Source organism: Rhizobium sp. A37_96 (assembly GCF_053521765.1).
On record NZ_JBNWDS010000001.1, the window covers coordinates 14,160 to 30,643 of the forward strand.

At 60.7% G+C, this 16,484-nt stretch carries 16 protein-coding genes; 7 read left to right on the top strand and 9 right to left on the bottom strand.

Annotation, left to right across the window (positions count from 1 at the left end):
* The first annotated feature begins 111 nt into the window (after positions 1 to 111).
* Positions 112 to 732, top strand: coding sequence for an alpha/beta hydrolase (locus ACQZ6J_RS00085; protein ID WP_449081079.1), 621 nt, complete (start codon positions 112 to 114; stop codon positions 730 to 732).
* 1 nt (position 733) lies between these two features.
* On the top strand, positions 734 to 1,018 hold the full coding sequence (locus ACQZ6J_RS00090; RefSeq protein WP_163991090.1) for an addiction module antidote protein: 285 nt from the start codon (positions 734 to 736) through the stop codon (positions 1,016 to 1,018).
* A 24-nt stretch (positions 1,019 to 1,042) separates the two neighbouring features.
* On the opposite strand, the gene sufA is transcribed toward ACQZ6J_RS00090, so the two are convergent.
* The 7 genes from sufA to ACQZ6J_RS00125 all read right to left on the bottom strand — a co-directional run bounded on the left by sufA (position 1,043) and on the right by ACQZ6J_RS00125 (position 8,062).
* Positions 1,043 to 1,432 carry a Fe-S cluster assembly scaffold SufA gene (sufA, locus tag ACQZ6J_RS00095; RefSeq protein ID WP_163991088.1) on the bottom strand — a complete coding sequence of 130 codons (390 nt, stop codon included), beginning with the start codon at positions 1,430 to 1,432 and terminating at the stop codon, positions 1,043 to 1,045.
* Between the two features lie 76 nt (positions 1,433 to 1,508).
* Positions 1,509 to 1,889, bottom strand: coding sequence for an SUF system Fe-S cluster assembly protein (locus tag ACQZ6J_RS00100; protein ID WP_092716450.1), 381 nt, complete (start codon positions 1,887 to 1,889; stop codon positions 1,509 to 1,511).
* A gap of 11 nt (positions 1,890 to 1,900) precedes the next feature.
* On the bottom strand, positions 1,901 to 3,142 hold the full coding sequence (locus ACQZ6J_RS00105) for a cysteine desulfurase (RefSeq protein ID WP_449081081.1): 1,242 nt from the start codon (positions 3,140 to 3,142) through the stop codon (positions 1,901 to 1,903).
* A 15-nt stretch (positions 3,143 to 3,157) separates the two neighbouring features.
* Positions 3,158 to 4,432, bottom strand: coding sequence for a Fe-S cluster assembly protein SufD (gene sufD, locus ACQZ6J_RS00110; RefSeq protein WP_449081083.1), 1,275 nt, complete (start codon positions 4,430 to 4,432; stop codon positions 3,158 to 3,160).
* Positions 4,433 to 4,454: 22 nt separating this feature from the next.
* Complete coding sequence (gene sufC, locus ACQZ6J_RS00115; protein WP_163991083.1) at positions 4,455 to 5,210, bottom strand: Fe-S cluster assembly ATPase SufC; 756 nt, start codon at positions 5,208 to 5,210, stop codon at positions 4,455 to 4,457.
* Positions 5,211 to 5,279: 69 nt separating this feature from the next.
* On the bottom strand, positions 5,280 to 6,749 hold the full coding sequence (sufB, locus tag ACQZ6J_RS00120) for a Fe-S cluster assembly protein SufB (protein WP_163991080.1): 1,470 nt from the start codon (positions 6,747 to 6,749) through the stop codon (positions 5,280 to 5,282).
* Between the two features lie 146 nt (positions 6,750 to 6,895).
* A complete protein-coding gene (locus ACQZ6J_RS00125) occupies positions 6,896 to 8,062 on the bottom strand; it encodes a cysteine desulfurase family protein (RefSeq protein ID WP_449081085.1) in 1,167 nt (388 codons plus the stop codon).
* Positions 8,063 to 8,295: 233 nt separating this feature from the next.
* Between ACQZ6J_RS00125 and ACQZ6J_RS00130 the strand changes: the two genes are divergently transcribed.
* Entirely contained in the window at positions 8,296 to 8,973 is a 678-nt protein-coding gene (locus ACQZ6J_RS00130; RefSeq protein ID WP_163991076.1) for an alpha/beta hydrolase, read from the top strand.
* A gap of 12 nt (positions 8,974 to 8,985) precedes the next feature.
* Here the strand turns inward: ACQZ6J_RS00130 and ACQZ6J_RS00135 are convergent, their stop codons facing one another.
* The gene (locus tag ACQZ6J_RS00135) at positions 8,986 to 9,504 is read right to left on the bottom strand and encodes a GNAT family N-acetyltransferase (protein WP_449081087.1); all 519 of its coding nucleotides are present in this window, start codon (positions 9,502 to 9,504) and stop codon (positions 8,986 to 8,988) included.
* 273 nt (positions 9,505 to 9,777) lie between these two features.
* Between ACQZ6J_RS00135 and tyrS the strand changes: the two genes are divergently transcribed.
* Positions 9,778 to 11,034 carry a tyrosine--tRNA ligase gene (gene tyrS, locus ACQZ6J_RS00140; protein WP_449081089.1) on the top strand — a complete coding sequence of 419 codons (1,257 nt, stop codon included), beginning with the start codon at positions 9,778 to 9,780 and terminating at the stop codon, positions 11,032 to 11,034.
* Between the two features lie 175 nt (positions 11,035 to 11,209).
* Positions 11,210 to 11,536, top strand: coding sequence for a hypothetical protein (locus ACQZ6J_RS00145; RefSeq protein ID WP_449081091.1), 327 nt, complete (start codon positions 11,210 to 11,212; stop codon positions 11,534 to 11,536).
* A 23-nt stretch (positions 11,537 to 11,559) separates the two neighbouring features.
* Here ACQZ6J_RS00145 and ACQZ6J_RS00150 read toward each other — a convergent pair whose 3' ends face one another.
* Positions 11,560 to 15,030: a YhdP family protein gene (locus ACQZ6J_RS00150; RefSeq protein WP_449081093.1), complete on the bottom strand. Its 3,471-nt coding sequence runs from the start codon at positions 15,028 to 15,030 to the stop codon at positions 11,560 to 11,562.
* A gap of 76 nt (positions 15,031 to 15,106) precedes the next feature.
* Here ACQZ6J_RS00150 and ACQZ6J_RS00155 point away from each other — a divergent pair, with 76 nt between their 5' ends.
* Together ACQZ6J_RS00155 and ACQZ6J_RS00160 are read left to right on the top strand one after the other, a co-directional pair.
* Positions 15,107 to 15,589 (top strand): peroxiredoxin, encoded by a 483-nt coding sequence (locus ACQZ6J_RS00155; protein ID WP_449081095.1) that lies wholly within the window; start codon positions 15,107 to 15,109, stop codon positions 15,587 to 15,589.
* 4 nt (positions 15,590 to 15,593) lie between these two features.
* A complete protein-coding gene (locus tag ACQZ6J_RS00160) occupies positions 15,594 to 16,424 on the top strand; it encodes a ferritin-like domain-containing protein (protein ID WP_449081097.1) in 831 nt (276 codons plus the stop codon).
* The last annotated feature ends 60 nt before the right edge of the window (positions 16,425 to 16,484 follow it).

Sequence of the window (16,484 nt, forward strand, 5' to 3'; positions counted from 1 at the left end):
GCTTGCAATAGACATAAATCTATCGCGAAACTTGTCTATGAAAACGCCGCGTATCTCAACGGATGCGCGGCGTTTTTCGTGAGTCGGCATTGGGCCCTGGAATTCAGTTTCATGCCGGAACAACCGGAACATCACTTCATCATCGGACGAGCGGACTATTCCTCTTCCCCACTGCTTCTGCTGCATGGCAGCAGCGGGGACGAAACATCGCTTATCCCCCTTGCCGGCGCGGTCGCACCGCATCGGCCCTATATGGCCCTGCGCGGCTCCCTGACATGGGAGGCAGGCTTTGCTTTCTTCCGTCGCAATCCGGATCGCAGCCTGGATCATGCCGATCTCGAGAGACGGACCGACAAACTCTGCCATTTCATCGCCTCGGCCTTGGAAGACGAGACAATCTCCCAGCCGCCAATTCTGCTCGGCTTCTCAAACGGCGCGATCGTGGCCGCGTCCATTCTTCTTCGGCAACCGCAACTGGCCTCCGCCGCTATTCTGATACGGCCGCTCTCGCCGGCACCGACAGCAGATTTCCCGCCGCTGACCGCATTGCCGATCCTGATCACATCGGGCGAGCACGACCGGCGGCGCGAGGCCGGCGATGCGGATGTCATGAAAAACCAACTTGAAAATGCCGGCGCGGATGTCAGTGCCCATGTGCTGGCGGCCGGTCACGACCTTCATCAGGACGAGACCGGCATCATCCGCGATTGGCTGCTACGGAAAGGCCCATGACATGAATCAGGAGATTTCCCTGAGCACCGACGATCCCGACAGCTACATCGCAGCCGCTTTTGCAACGGACGATCCGGCCTCGATCGCCAAGGCACTGGGCGAAGTCGCCCGCACCCGCAACATGAGCAAGCTCGCCAAGGATGTCGGCATGAACCGTTCAGCGCTCTATCGCGCGCTCAGCGGCGATGGAAATCCGGAATTCGCGACGATCCTGAAGGTTGTCAAGGCGCTGGGGCTCAAGCTGACGCCGGTGCCGGCCGCGCATTGCGAATCCGGCACGATCTGAAAGACTGGAAAGATAGAATTTGGCTCAGATCGCCTGCGCAGACTGACGCTGTGCCGCCAGAGCAGCGAGATCGGCAGGCTTCAGCTCGACGGATTCGCCGCAGCCGCAGGCCGATGTCTGGTTGGGATTGGTAAAGATGAAGCCCGAACGCAGCGTCGTCATCTCGAAGCCCATCTCCGTGCCGAGCAGATAAAGCACGGCCGACGGCTCGACCCAGACTCTTGCGCCGTCGCGCTCGATCAGATCATCCTTCGGGTTCGGCTCCGTCACCAGGTCGATGGTATATTCCATGCCGGCGCAACCGCCCTTCTTGATGCCGACGCGCACGCCCTTGGCATCAGGACCGGAATTCTCGACGATTGCCTTGACGCGGGCCGCTGCCGCATCCGTCATGCTCATCACTGAAAAGCCCATGGGCTCATTCTCCTTCCACAACCGGGGTCAAGATCCGGCGCTTCGAGTCTTAATGTAAAGCCGGCGGCTTAAAGCTTCAATACCAACCGACGGCGACCTGCGCTTCTTCCGACATGCGGTCCGGCGTCCACGGCGGATCGAAGGTCATGCTGACATCGACGCCGGAAACGCCTTCGACGGCGCCGACGGCATTCTCGACCCAGCCCGGCATCTCGCCGGCAACGGGGCAGCCGGGCGCGGTCAAGGTCATGACGATCTTCACCATGCGGTCGTCTTCGATATCGATCTTGTAGACCAGACCAAGCTCGAAAATATCGGCGGGAATTTCAGGATCGTAGACCGTTTTCAGCGCGCTGATGATATCGTCGCTGAGACGAGCCAGCTCATCCTCGGGAATGCTGGAATGCACGATCCCTTCGCGTACGTCGATCTTCTGTTCGCTTTCGTCGAGTGACATCGCTTGCCTCCTTAGGCAAAGAACTTGCGCGCATATTCCAGCGCATCCGCCAAAGCATCCACCTCGGCGCGCGTATTGTACAGGCCGAACGATGCACGGCATGTGGAGGTAACGCCGAAGCGTTTCAAGAGCGGCTGGGCGCAATGCGTCCCGGCGCGAACGGCGACACCCTGGCGGTCGATCACCATCGAGACGTCGTGCGAATGGATGCCGGCAAGCTCGAAGGAGAAAATGCCGCCCTTATCGGGCGCCGTGCCGATCACCCGCAACGAATTGATATCCCGTAGCCGCTCGGCCGCATAGGCGGCGAGATCGGCCTCGTGGCGTGCGATCGCCTCGCGGCCGATGCCGTCCATATAGTCGAGCGCGTAGCCCAAGCCGATCGCCTGCACGATCGGCGGCGTGCCGGCTTCGAAGCGATGCGGCGGCTCGTTGTAAGTGACGTTTTCCTCGGTGACGTCGAAGATCATCTCGCCGCCGCCCTGGAAAGGCCGCATCTCGGCAAGCCGATCCTTCTTGCCGTATAGAACGCCGATGCCGGAGGGGCCATAGAGCTTGTGCCCGGTCATGACGTACCAGTCACAATCGATATCCTGCACATCGACAGGCAGATGCACCGCACCCTGCGACCCGTCGATCAGAACCGGAATGCCGCGCTCATGGGCGATGCGGCACACTTCCTTCACCGGAACGATGGTTCCGAGCGCGTTCGACATATGGGTGATGGCGACAAGCTTGGTGCGCTCCGTGAGGCTCTTCTCGAAATCCTCGATATGGAACGCGCCCTCGTCGTCGACCGGCACCCAGACGAGCTTGGCGCCCTGCCGCTCCCGGATGAAATGCCAGGGAACGATATTGGAGTGATGCTCCATGATGGAGACGACGATCTCGTCGCCTTCGCCGATCTTCGGCATGCCCCAGCCGTAGGCGACGGTGTTGATCGCCTCCGTCGAATTCTTGGTGAAAACGATATCGTCCACCGACGGCGCGTTCAGGAAGCGGCGCACTTTTTCGCGAGCCGCCTCATAGGCTTCCGTCGCCGCGTTGGACAGGAAGTGCAGGCCGCGATGCACATTGGCATATTCGTTGGAATAGGCATGTGAAATCGCGTCGATGACGACTTGCGGCTTCTGTGCCGACGCGCCGTTGTCGAGATAGACCAACGGCTTGCCATGCACCGTTTTCGTCAGGATCGGGAAATCCCGGCGAATGGCTTCGACGTCATAGGCCGTTGCCGGCAGGATCTTGTCCACGAGCTTTGCCTCCAATCAGGCGTGCTTTTCCAGCCAGCCGGAGATAACGCCTTCCAGCGCCTCGACCAGGGCTTCGTCTTCCAGTTCCTCGACGATCTCCGCCACGAAGGCGTTGACCAGCATGGCACGCGCCTTGTTCTTCGGAATGCCGCGCGCCATCAGGTAGTAGAGATGGTTGCCGTCGATATCGGCGACAGTCGCACCATGGCCGCACTGCACGTCGTCGGCGAAGATTTCGAGCTCCGGCTTCACCGAGAATTCGGCATCGTCGGACATCAGCAGCGTATTGCAAGCCATGCGCGCATCGGTCTTCTGTGCATCGGGCGCCACACGGATCATGCCCTGAAAGACGCCGCGGGCGCGGTCGAACACCACGTTACGGACGATTTCCGTCGAGCCTGTATGCGGAACGTCATGGCCGAGCACCAGCGTCACGTCCGTATGGGTGTCGCCACCCAAAAGATTGACGCCGCGAATCTTGAGATCGGCGCCCTCGCCCGTCACCTTGATATGCAGTTCCTGACGCACCAGCTTGCCGCCGGCATTGATGACGAACAGTCTCAGCTTGGCGTCGGCACCGAGATCGACACGGATCTGGCCGAGATGCGTATCCTCGGATCCCTGTTCCTGCAGGACGATCCAGGTCACGTCGGCCCGCTCGCCGATCTTGACTTCGCTCACCGACGAGACAAGTGCCGCGGCACCTTCGACGGCCTGATGGCGCTCGATGAGGGTCGCCTTGACGTCGGCGCCGAAGTTGACCGGCAGGCGGCTGTGAATCTGGCCGCCGGCATGGACGAACTGCACTTCCAAGGGCGCGTCAAATTCCGTACCGTCTGGCAGATCGATGACATAGCCATCGCGCACGAAGCTTGCATTGATGCGCCCGATGGCATCATCCTTGCCGAGCGCTTCGAGCCCGGCGGCAGCCTTGCCGTTGACCAGGCTGTCCGCATAGCGTGCGACCGTCAGATTCTTGACGGCAGCCTTCTCGCTCGCCCTGCCCTGAAGAACGGCGAGAACGGAAGATCCCTCGACCGTCGGCGGCAGCGCTTCGGCTAGGCCCTTGCCGATGTCGCTGGGAACCAGACGCAGCAGGTTCTTGAAATCGGTGTAGTGCCAGGCCTCGACGCGGCGCGTCGGCAGGCCTGCGGTTTTCAGGTCGTCCAGCAGCCGATCCCGGACGGCAAAGACTTCGCCGTCACCGGGCAGATCGCCCAACTGGTCGTTATAGGCCTCGATCAGCGCCGTTTCCGCGGCAGTGAGGCGGTTCGTCGTCTGAATGTTCATCGACGTGTCCTTTCCGCCCCGATCAGGCTGCAGCTCCGATGATGTCGGCATAGCCGTTGGCTTCGAGCTCATGCGCCAGCGTCTTGTCGCCGGACTTGATTACCTGGCCCTTGTAGAGAACGTGAACGGTGTCCGGAACGATATAGTCGAGCAGGCGCTGATAGTGGGTGATGACGATCACGGCACGGTCAGGCGAACGCAGCGCATTGACGCCGTCGGCAACGATCTTCAAGGCGTCGATGTCGAGGCCGGAATCGGTTTCATCGAGCACGCAAAGCTTCGGCTCCAGCAGAGCCATCTGCAGGATTTCGGCGCGCTTCTTCTCGCCGCCGGAGAAGCCGACGTTTAGCGGGCGCTTCAGCATGTCCATGTTGATCTGCAGCTTGGCCGCGGCATCCTTGACGCGGCGGATGAAGTCCGGCGTCGTCAGCTCGTCTTCGCCGCGTGCCTTGCGCTGCTCGTTCAGAGCCACCTTCAGGAACTGCATGGTGGCGACACCGGGAATTTCGACCGGATACTGGAAGGCCAGGAAGATGCCCTTTGAAGCGCGTTCGGCGGCATCGAGCTCCAGAATGCTCTCGCCGTTATAGAGAATGTCGCCCTCGGTGACTTCGTAGTCGCTGCGGCCGGCCAGGATATAGGAGAGCGTTGACTTGCCGGAGCCGTTCGGCCCCATGATGGCGGCGACTTCGCCTGCCTTCACGGTCAGGTTCAGGCCACGGATGATTTCGGTGCCGTCTTCGGCGATACGGGCGTGCAGGTTCTTGATTTCAAGCATTGTAGAATCCTAACGAAGGAATGGACGTGCGGCGCGCTCGGCGCGCCAGAACTGGTTTTTATGCGAAGGTCAGCCGACGCTGCCTTCGAGCGATATACCGATCAGCTTCTGCGCTTCGACGGCGAATTCCATCGGCAGCTCCTGCAGCACTTCCTTGACGAAGCCGTTGACGATCAGTGCGATCGCCGCTTCGGTCGGGATGCCGCGCTGCAGGCAGTAGAACAGCTGGTCCTCGGAGATCTTCGACGTCGTGGCTTCATGCTCGAACTGCGCCGTCGAATTCTTCGCCTCGATATAGGGCACCGTATGCGCGCCGCACTTGTCGCCGATCAGCAGCGAATCGCACTGCGTGAAGTTACGGGCGTTCGACGCCTTGCGGTGAGCCGAGACCTGGCCGCGATAGGTGTTCTGCGAAACGCCGGCAGCGATGCCCTTCGAAACGATACGGCTCGACGTGTTCTTGCCGAGATGGATCATCTTGGTGCCGCTGTCGACCTGCTGATGACCGTTGGAAACGGCGATCGAGTAGAATTCGCCACGGCTGTCGTCGCCACGCAGGATGCAGGACGGATATTTCCAGGTGATCGCGGAGCCGGTCTCGACCTGCGTCCAGGAAATCTTGGAACGGTGGCCGCGGCAATCGCCACGCTTGGTAACGAAGTTGTAGATACCGCCCTTGCCGTTGCTGTCGCCCGGATACCAGTTCTGGACGGTCGAATACTTGATCTCGGCATCATCCAGGGCGACAAGCTCGACGACGGCGGCGTGCAGCTGGTTTTCGTCACGCTGCGGCGCGGTGCAGCCTTCGAGATAGGAAACGTAAGCTCCCTCTTCGGCGATGATCAGCGTGCGCTCGAACTGGCCGGTGTTCTTCTCGTTGATACGGAAATAGGTCGACAGTTCCATCGGGCAACGAACGCCCTTCGGCACGAAGACGAACGAACCGTCGGTGAAGACGGCCGAATTCAGCGTCGCATAGAAATTATCGGTCGTCGGCACGACGGAGCCGAGATATTTGCGCACCAGATCGGGATGTTCGCGGATGGCTTCCGAGATCGACATGAAGATCACGCCGGCCTTTTTCAGCTCTTCCTTGAAAGTGGTGACGACCGAAACGGAATCGAACACGGCATCGACCGCGATCTTCGACTGCTTGACACCGGCAAGCATCTCCTGCTCGCGCAAGGGAATGCCCAGCTTCTCGTAAACCTTCAAGAGTTCCGGATCGACGTCCTCGAGCGAGGTCGGTCCCGATGTGCTCTTCGGCGCGGCATAATAATAGATGTCGTTGAAGTCGATCTTCGGATAGTCGACGCGCGCCCATGTGGGCTCTTCCAGCGTCAGCCAGCGGCGATAGGCTTCGAGGCGCCATTCCAGCATCCATTCCGGCTCCTGCTTCTTGGCGGAGATGAAGCGGATGATGTCTTCGGATAGGCCCTTGGGAGCCTTGTCCACCTCGATGGTGGTTTCAAAACCATACTTATACTGGTCCACGTCGATCTGGCGAACCTGATCGACCGTTTCCTGGACTGCAGGCATTTCGTTCTCCAATCTCGCCGGATCCAAGGTCCGGCAGCTTGTCAACGTTGCGGCAGACTTATGTCTGCCCCCTATGTAGTCGGCCAAAAGGGATTTTTCATCCCGCTTGGCAAGCGGAAAATTCTGTTTCCGCAAAATTATGGCCGTCAGGCCGCCGCACCCGCCAGTTTGCGCCTTCCCGCGATGCGGGCAAAAGCAGCGATTGCCTGGTCGATGTCGGCCTCGGTCGTGGTGGGCCCCAGCGAAATGCGCAGAGCCCCGAGCTTGGGATCGCATCCCATCGCCACGAGCACATGGCTCTCGCCGACCTTGCCCGACGAGCAGGCGGAGCCGGCCGATATGGCGACGCCTTCGAGATCGAAGGCAATCTGGCCGGTCTCGGATTTCAATCCCGGCAAGGTAAAGAAGCAGGTATTCGGAACGCGCGCGCCACCTTCGCCATGAATAATGACATCCGGTGCAGCAAGCCGCATACCGTCTTCCAGCCGCTCGCGAAGCACCTCGATCGCGGCATTGCGGGCATCGAACTGATCCAGCGCCGCAGCTGCAGCCGCGCCGAAGCCGATGATCGCCAGCGTGTTTTCCGTGCCCGAGCGATGGCCCTTTTCCTGCCCGCCGCCATGGATCAGCGGCTTCGGCATCAGAACCTCGCCGCGCGAGACGAGCGCGCCGACACCCTTGGGGCCGCCGATCTTGTGCGAGGAGACGATGAGGAAATCTGCGCCGATCTCATTGATATCGAGCGGCACCCGACCGGCAGCCTGCACGGCATCGACGACGAACAACCCGCCGGCGGCCTGAACAATCTTCGCCGCTTCACCGACGGGCTGGAGAATTCCAGTCTCGTTGTTGGCGAGCATGATGGCAACCATCGGCAGGCCGGCCGTCTTGTCATGGGCGGAGAGCATCGCCTCCAGCGCTGCAAGGTCGACCGTGCCGTCCGGCGTCACCGGTATTTCGCTGATCCTGTCCCCGGCAAATCGCCCGCCCTCGCGCACGGCGGGATGTTCGACGGCCGATATGTACAGATGGCTTACCGTCAGCGGTGTGCGCCCCATGCGGAATTCCGGCGTCAGCACCATGTTGGCCGCCTCGGTGGCGCCGCTGGTGAAAACGACATGAGCAGGCTCGGCACCCGTCAAGCTTGCAACCTGCCGGCGCGCGGCCTCGACGGCGGCGCGCGCCGCCCTACCTTCGCCGTGAACGGAATTGGGGTTGCCTTGAATATCCATCGCACGCATCATTGCCTCGCGTGCCGCCGGATGAAGCGGCGCGGTAGCATTCCAATCGAGATAAAGGCGTGGTGCCGCCATAATCTTCTTCCTGCGCGACGTTGCTTTGCTAAGGTCGGCTCATTTTCCTTGAAATTTCAGCCGAGCATGCCTTATGACACGTTCCACAAACCGTTGCACACACAACGCGCGGACCACCGCATCAAGTTTCGAATTGTTCTAAACTGCGTTCTAGAAAAGATGAGCGCATTCGTCAAGTCAACTTGCTGCGTGCCGTTGGGTTTGAACGCAGAAAAAGAAGAGCCGGAGTATCGATGCCTGAAGTAATTTTCAACGGCCCCGCTGGTCGCCTTGAAGGCCGCTATCAACCCTCCAAGGAGAAGAGCGCCCCGATCGCGATCATTCTTCATCCCCACCCGCAGTTCGGTGGGACGATGAACAACCAAGTTGTCTACCAGCTCTTCTATATGTTCCAGAAGCGCGGCTTCACGACGCTTCGCTTCAACTTCCGCGGAATCGGGCGCAGCCAGGGCGAGTTCGATCACGGCGCCGGCGAGCTTTCCGATGCGGCATCGGCGCTCGATTGGGTCCAGAGCCTTCATCCTGATTCCAAGAGCTGCTGGGTTGCCGGTTACTCCTTCGGCGCCTGGATCGGCATGCAGCTACTGATGCGCCGCCCCGAGATCGAAGGTTTCATGTCGATCGCACCGCAGCCGAACATCTACGATTTCTCCTTCCTCGCCCCCTGCCCGTCGTCCGGCCTCATCATCAACGGCGACGCCGACAAGGTCGCGCCGGAAAAGGATGTCAACGGCCTCGTCGAGAAACTGAAGACGCAAAAGGGTATCCTCATCACGCACAAGATCGTGTCAGGTGCCAACCACTTCTTCAACGGCCAGGTCGATACGCTTCTGGGCGAATGCGAGGATTACCTCGACCGCCGCCTGAACGGCGAACTGGTGCCGGAACCGGCCGCCAAGCGCATCCGCTAAGGAAGCCGGCCCTTATCGGGCCATCCTGAACGTTGGACACGAGATCCCGTCGATGGTCATCGGCGGGTGATCCTGCATCCCGATCTTTCGCAACACGCGTTGCGACGCCGAATTCTCCGGATGCGTGAAGGCGATGAACTGCCTGGAAAAACCGCGGCTGAAGAACCATTGGGCGAGCGCGGCGGCGATCTCCGTCGCATAGCCGTTGCCCCAGGCTTCCCTTCGTATCGAGTAACCGAGTTCGAATTCGCCGCGCCCGCGTTCCCCATGAAAGCGCGAAAAACCGGCTCGGCCGATAAAGCGGCCATCTTCACGCTTCAGCATCTTGTATTTGGTCACGCCGTCGCGCGCCTGTTCGCCGAACCAGCTCTTCAGCCGCTCCTCCGCCTTTTCCAGCGTCCACGGAGCCGCGCCGGAAAGATAGCGCGTCGTTTCGATCGTCGAATGCAGCTGCCGAATCAGCTCTGCATCGTCCTTGCCCCACATCGTCAGAACGAGGCGCGGAGTTTCGAGAACGGGGATGTCACTCATCAGCTTGCCTGCTTTCGCGGTACGGTGGCGGCACGAATTCGCGGACAAGTGCTAAACGCACGGCATGATTTCAACAAGGGCAATCGGGTGACACTGCGAGCGCCGCAACCGCCTGAAAATAGCGCTTTGACCCGTCGCCGCGCCTGAAACTTGACATTGCACCCACCAAAATGATGACGCGTCGGCAAATCGGTGCTAAACGCGCCACCGCGACATTCAACAACAGCGACTTCACCGCATCCTGCAGCGATGCGGCTTCGAGAGACCAAGATCATGGCTGAGTTCAAATCCGATTTCCTGCGCACTCTGCAAGAGCGCGGCTTCATTCATCAGATTTCCGATGAAGCCGGCCTCGACGACCTCTTCGCCAAGGAAACCGTGACGGCCTATATCGGCTTCGATCCGACGGCGTCGAGCTTGCACGCCGGCTCGCTGATCCAGATCATGATGCTGCACTGGATGCAGGCAACCGGCCATCGGCCCATCTCGCTGATGGGCGGCGGCACCGGCATGGTCGGCGACCCCTCCTTCAAGGAAGAGTCCCGCCAGCTCATGACGATCGATACGATCGAAAGCAACATCGCTTCGATCAAGCGTTGCTTTTCGAACTACCTCAGCTACGGCGAAGGCCCGAAGAATGCGTTGATGATCAACAACGCCGAATGGCTGCGCTCGCTGAACTACCTCGAATTCCTGCGCGACGTCGGCCGCCACTTCTCGGTCAATCGCATGCTGTCCTTCGACAGCGTCAAGACGCGCCTCGACCGCGAGCAATCGCTGTCCTTCCTCGAATTCAACTACATGATCCTGCAGGCCTACGACTTCGTCGAACTGGCCAAGCGCTATGATTGCCGCCTGCAGATGGGCGGTTCGGATCAGTGGGGCAACATCGTCAACGGTATCGACCTCGGTCACCGCATGGGGACGCCGCAGCTCTTCGCACTGACGTCGCCCTTGCTGACGACGGCGTCGGGCGCCAAGATGGGCAAGTCCGCCACCGGCGCGGTCTGGCTGAATGCCGACCTGCTCTCGGCCTACGACTTCTGGCAGTACTGGCGCAACACCGAGGATGCCGACGTTTCCCGCTTCCTGAAGCTCTACACGACGCTGCCGATGGACGAGATCGCTCGTCTTTCGGCGCTCGCCGGCTCTGAAATCAACGAGGTCAAGAAAATCCTCGCGACCGAGGTTACGGCAATCCTGCACGGTCGCGCCGCGGCCGAGCAGGCAGCCGAAACCGCGCGCAAGACTTTCGAAGAAGGCGGCCTGTCCGAAAACCTGCCGTCGATCGAGATTCCTGCGCCCGAACTGGAAGCCGGCATCGGCCTTCTCTCGCTGATCGTTCGCGCCGGCCTTGCCGCTTCCAACGGCGAGGCTCGCCGCCACGTCCAGGGCGGCGCGGTGCGTATCAACGACGAAGCCGTCAGCGACGAGCGCAAGATCATCGGCAGCGGCGAAGTGACGGCGGATGGCGTCGTCAAGCTGTCGCTCGGCAAGAAGAAGCACATCCTGATCCGGCCGGCGGGTTGATCAATCGAGCAGTCTTCCAACAAAGCCGGCGCATCCCCGCCGGCTTTGTTGCTTTTTGCCTTGAGCGTGGACTTGGCGATATCGTCTGCCTTGTTCGAGGCTTTTTAAGTCCGTTTTGTCGGATCGCCGTTGGCCCGTTCGTCCTCTGGTAATATCCTAATCCCAGAGGTGCCCTATGGATGAACTGCCGGTGATCAAGACGAGGCGCAAAGGCCGAAGCCTCACGCAGAGCATGTTGATTCCGAGCGAGGAGATGATTATCCGCGCGCTACAGGCGGCGACCCCTGGGCAACTATCCGACGTTGCCGAAGTCAGGCGGGCGCTTGCAAAGCAATATGGAGCGGATGCCTGCTGTCCGGTCACCCTTCAGCGACATCTGGTGCAGATCAGCCAGAGTGGTACCGCTCCGTTTTGGCGCCTCGTGGACCCCGATCGACCATTTGCGCGGCGCGTGGCCGGCGGACCGGAAGGCATCCGCCAGCGATTGGCCGAGGAAAAATGATAGCAGTCGCGCCGTGCGCCTGATCAGAATTCGAAGATCTGCCTGAAGACGCCCGGCGCGATGATCGACAATGGATTGATCTGCATGTTCGGCTTGTCGAAGCTGCCGGTCAGCCGGAAAGTGATGCCGATCAGGCCGCGATCGCTGCCGTTGCCCAGAATGAAGCCGACGATGGGAACTTCTGCGAACAGCCGGTTCAGGCCGTAAGCGGGCATGAAGGTTCCGGTCATGTCCATCTTGCCGCTGGCATCCTTCAGCACTCCCTGGAACGTCGCCCCCACCTGCACGCCGCGTACCACGCCGTTCTCGACCGAAAGTGCGCCATCACGCATGACCAGCCGGGCAAACCCCCGCCCGAAGCTCTGCGAGCGCGTATCGATGTTCTCCTTGACGGCCGAGTTCAGGCTCTTTCCGTTCTTGCCGCTCGGTGTCGATACGATGGTCGAGAGCTTCTTTTCATCGATGATGGAGAAGTTGCGGATATCCAGCGAGCCGTCCCAATCATCCTGCCCGGTCGAGCGGAGCGACAAATTCAACAGCCCGCCCCTCAGGTGCTTGTAGAGATCTGTAAAGCGCGCCACCGCGCCGGCATCGCCGCTTGTGATACGGATCGCTCCATTGCTGCCCTTGCTCATCTGCGTGACGAGCGCCTCGCCGCTGCGCGTCACGCCGGAGAAATCCGCTGCCGTCGTCTTGCCGCCGGCGATCGAATAGACGCCCTTGACGTTGCCGATCGTCTCGTCGTTGAAGCCGATGACCTTGTCGATATTGGCTCGAACGGTCGCGCTCGCTGAATCGTCCCCGCCGGAGCTTTGCTGCCCGCCGGATGTCGATGTCTTCAGGCGCGCGAGGATCGGGCGTATGTCTGCGGAATTGCCCGATACGGAGACGTCGTAGCCGCTGCTCTTGCTCCGCTTCAGGGATAGCGCGAAATCGTCGAGCGCCGAGAGCTTCACGCTGTCGAAATTGGCCGACGACAGGCTTCCCTTGCTGATCAGGAGATCACCGCTGACCCCGAAACCATCCCCCTTGAGCGTGAAGTTCTTCAACGCGGTCTGGCTATCCGGTCCGGACGCTTCAAACTGAGCCGTCGCCGGAATGCCGACGCCCTTCGACCAACCGACCCAGGGAACCGTGAGCGTCGCCTTACCGAGATCGACCTTAACGCCCTGGCGATCGTCGTCGATGCGGGTTAGCTCCACCTTGACGGGGCCGTCTATCATATCGCGAAGACCCGGCAGAACCGTGTTGCGCTGGGCGTCGTTGAGCGTCGCCGTTATCACGCGGCTGCGTTTGACGGACGATTTGCCGTCCGTGGGCTCGACCATGTCGATCTGCGCGGGAATACCGTCGATCTGGGCCTGAGCCTGTAAGTGCACGGATAGCGAGTCAGCCGAAATCTCGCCGGTGATATTGTCGATCTTGCGATTGTTCATGGGCTTCAGCAGATCGACATTGTTGAGATCGAGTGTCGCCTGCCAATCCGGCGGAGGCGGCTTCTGGTCGTTGATCAGCCCGATCCTGGCATCGACCTTGGCGACGATCTTGCCGTTGAAATCCTCCGGCTTGAACTCGGTTCTCTGCAATACCTCGAGAGGCTTGTAGGTAAGAAGCTCGCCGATGGCGTCGCCGGAACCGGATATCGTCAGCGCAAGATCGGCCATTAGCGGCTTGTCGTAGGTCGACGGGATCGAAAAGCTGCTGTCATTCAGCGAGATCGTTCGTCCGGTCGGGAAATAGGAGGTCGCCGTATTGATATCGACGACCATCGCCGGACCGGTCAGGTCGAAATGGGCCTTGGTGTCGCGCAGCGGCGGAATTTCGCCCGGAATGTTCAGGCGGGCGCCGTCTATGTCGAAGGCGATGTGGAGCTCGTTCTTGCCGAGCTGCAGCTTGCCGGATTGGGCAGCCTCCCGCAGCCTTCCGGCAGGAATGAAGACTGATATGACGGCATTGGTCACCGAGCCGCCGAAGAGGTTGGCTTCGACCCAGGCCCTGGGCTTGGACGCCATCCAGAACGGCCATAGCTGCTTGACGACCGTCGTGTCGAGCTTGTCGGCTCGGCCGCCGAAACTGATCTCCGGCGAGCTGTCTCCGAACTTAGCATGGAGAGAGCCGAACAGCGCGCCCTGCGGCGTCGATATGCCGAGATTGTCCACCTGGAGCTCCTTGGTCGCCGAAAGGAAGCGTCCCATGGCGCGGCCATCGAAGCTGACAGGCCTTTCTCCCGAAATGGACGAGGCGGCGATACCGTTCTTGATTACGAAATCGACCCCGAACCCCTTGCCTGCGTTGGCATCGATACGATCGAGATCGATGAGGGCACCGGAGAACGGCACCATCGTACCGACGAATTGCACCTTCGACGGCGCAATCTCCAAGGTCTGGTGGTCGAAATTGTAGGCGAGGTTGATATTGCCTGCCGTCAGGTCCTGCGCATCGCGGTCCATATAGATGGTGCCAGGCTTTACATTGATGGAAGCATCGAGCTTCGGATCGGCACCATCGCCTCCCTTGACAGCCGAAAGCGTGACGTCGGCAAGGCTCATGACGCCCTGCCGCGGCGTGCCGCTTGCATCATAGGCCATCGTCAGCGGCTTGAGATCGAGATTGGATATTTTCGCGATCAATGAAGACGTGTGGCCGGCCTCCTGCTGATTCGCCTTCACATCCAGGGTCGCAACGGATCCGTTGACGGCGACCTTGCCATAGAGATGCAGGGAGTTCGGCTCGGCCCGTTCGAAGGTCAGGCTATCGACCACGAGGGAGATCGGATCGCCCTCCTGACGCGCCAGCTTCATGGAGAAGCCGGAAATACGCACGGAGTTCGTCCCACCGCGCTGCACGAAATGTTCCAGAAAATCGAGATTGTCGAAGGTCGCGCCGAGAGCCCGCGGCAATGCATCGACACGCAACGCCGTCAGATCGACCGGATCTCCCTGGGGCAGCAGCGACGTATCGAGCGCAATGCCCTCCGCCGCCACGCTCGCCACTTCGATCCGCCCTTCGATCAAGGCCAGCGGATCCAGCTCCATATTCACCGCCGACATCGTCGACAGATGCTTGCCGCTGTCCTGATCGACCACATTGACGTCGCGCGCCTCCAGCGCCAGCCGCAGATCGGAGGTGAACCGGATCACGGTCGCGCCGACCTCGGCCTTGTAACGTGGCCCGATAGCTCGATCGAGGGCCGTCTGCGCCTTCTGCGATAGCGGCTCGTCGAAGACGCCGCTTTCGATGGTCGCGATGACGGCTCCGAGGATGACGGCAAGGAATGCGAAGAAAACCAGCGTCATCCGGCATACATGCCAGACATGCGAGCGGCTGCGGCGGGAGCGCTCGGGCACATGGACAATCAAGGGATCTTCGACCTGGGCGGACGGCAGATGGTCGAGCGACACGAGATCCTTTTTGCGGAATGTTACCTTTTCGCCTCGGATCACTCCTGTGCGTGCCTTTCGCTCTTCTTCTTTTTTGATGACGCTGCGTCCCATTGGACGGCATACGCGGGCAGTATATATGGCTTCCCGTGAGTGTCATCTAAAAAACCGGCAAAAGAAAGGTTTTCCCGTGACGGAAGTTTTCCCAGTTCAACCAGGCATTGGCGACAAGGCACCGGATTTCGATCTTCCGCGTGACGGCGGCGGCCGCGTGAGTCTCGCAGATTTCGCCGCAAGACCGCTGGTCATCTATTTCTATCCGAAGGACGACACCACGGCATGCACGACGGAATCGATTTCCTTCACGGCGCTCTCAGGCGAGTTCGGCAAGGCGGGCGTCGCCCTTCTCGGCGTCTCGCCGGATACCGTCAAGAGCCATGACAAATTCGTCAGGAAGCATGCGCTTTCCATTCCGCTCGCCGCCGACGAGGAAAAGACGATGGCTATCGCCTATGGAGTCTGGCGGGAAAAAAGCATGTATGGCCGCACCTACATGGGTGTCGTCCGCTCGACCTTTCTGATCGGAGCCGACGGCCGGATCGCCAGGATATGGGACAAGGTCAAGGTCGCGGGGCATGCCGAGGCAGTTCTGGCCGCTGCAAAGGAACTCTGACGGCATGACTGGCAGTCCCGAAACCATCACCTCGCTGCGTGGCGGCGCCATCGCCGCCATCCTTTCGGCCGATCTCGATCGCAAGACCGCGCTTGCCCAGGAATCGGCGACGCGCTGGTTTGCCCGCACCCTCTCCCTGCGCTCGCCGCTCGATCCGCCCTTGGCCGATCGCCCCGGCCGGCCGGAGAAGCCGGATCTGGTGCCGCCCAAACATATGGAAAAACGCTCCCTGCACACACTCAAGGGCCGGATCGCACTATTGCACTCCATCGCCCATATCGAGCTGAACGCCGTCGATCTGGCGCTGGATATCGTCGCTCGCTTCGCGACCGGCCCGGTCCCCAATTCGTTCTTCGACGGGTGGATGCAGGTCGCCTTCGAGGAAGCCAAGCATTTTCGCATGATACGCGCACGCCTACGCGAACTGGGCGCCGACTATGGCGATCTTCCCGCCCATGACGGCCTATGGCAGGCAGCCCATGCAACCCGAACCGATCTGACGGCCCGCCTCGCGGTCGTGCCCCTCATCCTCGAAGCCAGGGGGCTGGACGTGACGCCGGCGTTGCAGGCAAAGATGCGCGAAACCGGCGACCTGGAAAGCGCCGCGATCCTCGATGTCATCTACAATGACGAAAAAGGCCATGTCGCTGTCGGTGCCAAATGGTTCCGCTTTCTGTGTGCGCGCGAGAAACGCGATCCGGCCCGGACGTTCCAGGAGCTGGTGCGTGCCAATTTCCGCGGCTCGCTCAAGGCGCCGTTCAACGACATTGCCCGCGCGGAAGCAGGACTGACGCCTTCCTTCTATCGCTCCCTGACATCCACGAGCAGCGCATAGCCCACTCAGATCAAAGGGTTTTCCCGTATCTAACGATGACTTCGAAAGCATTCGTTAACC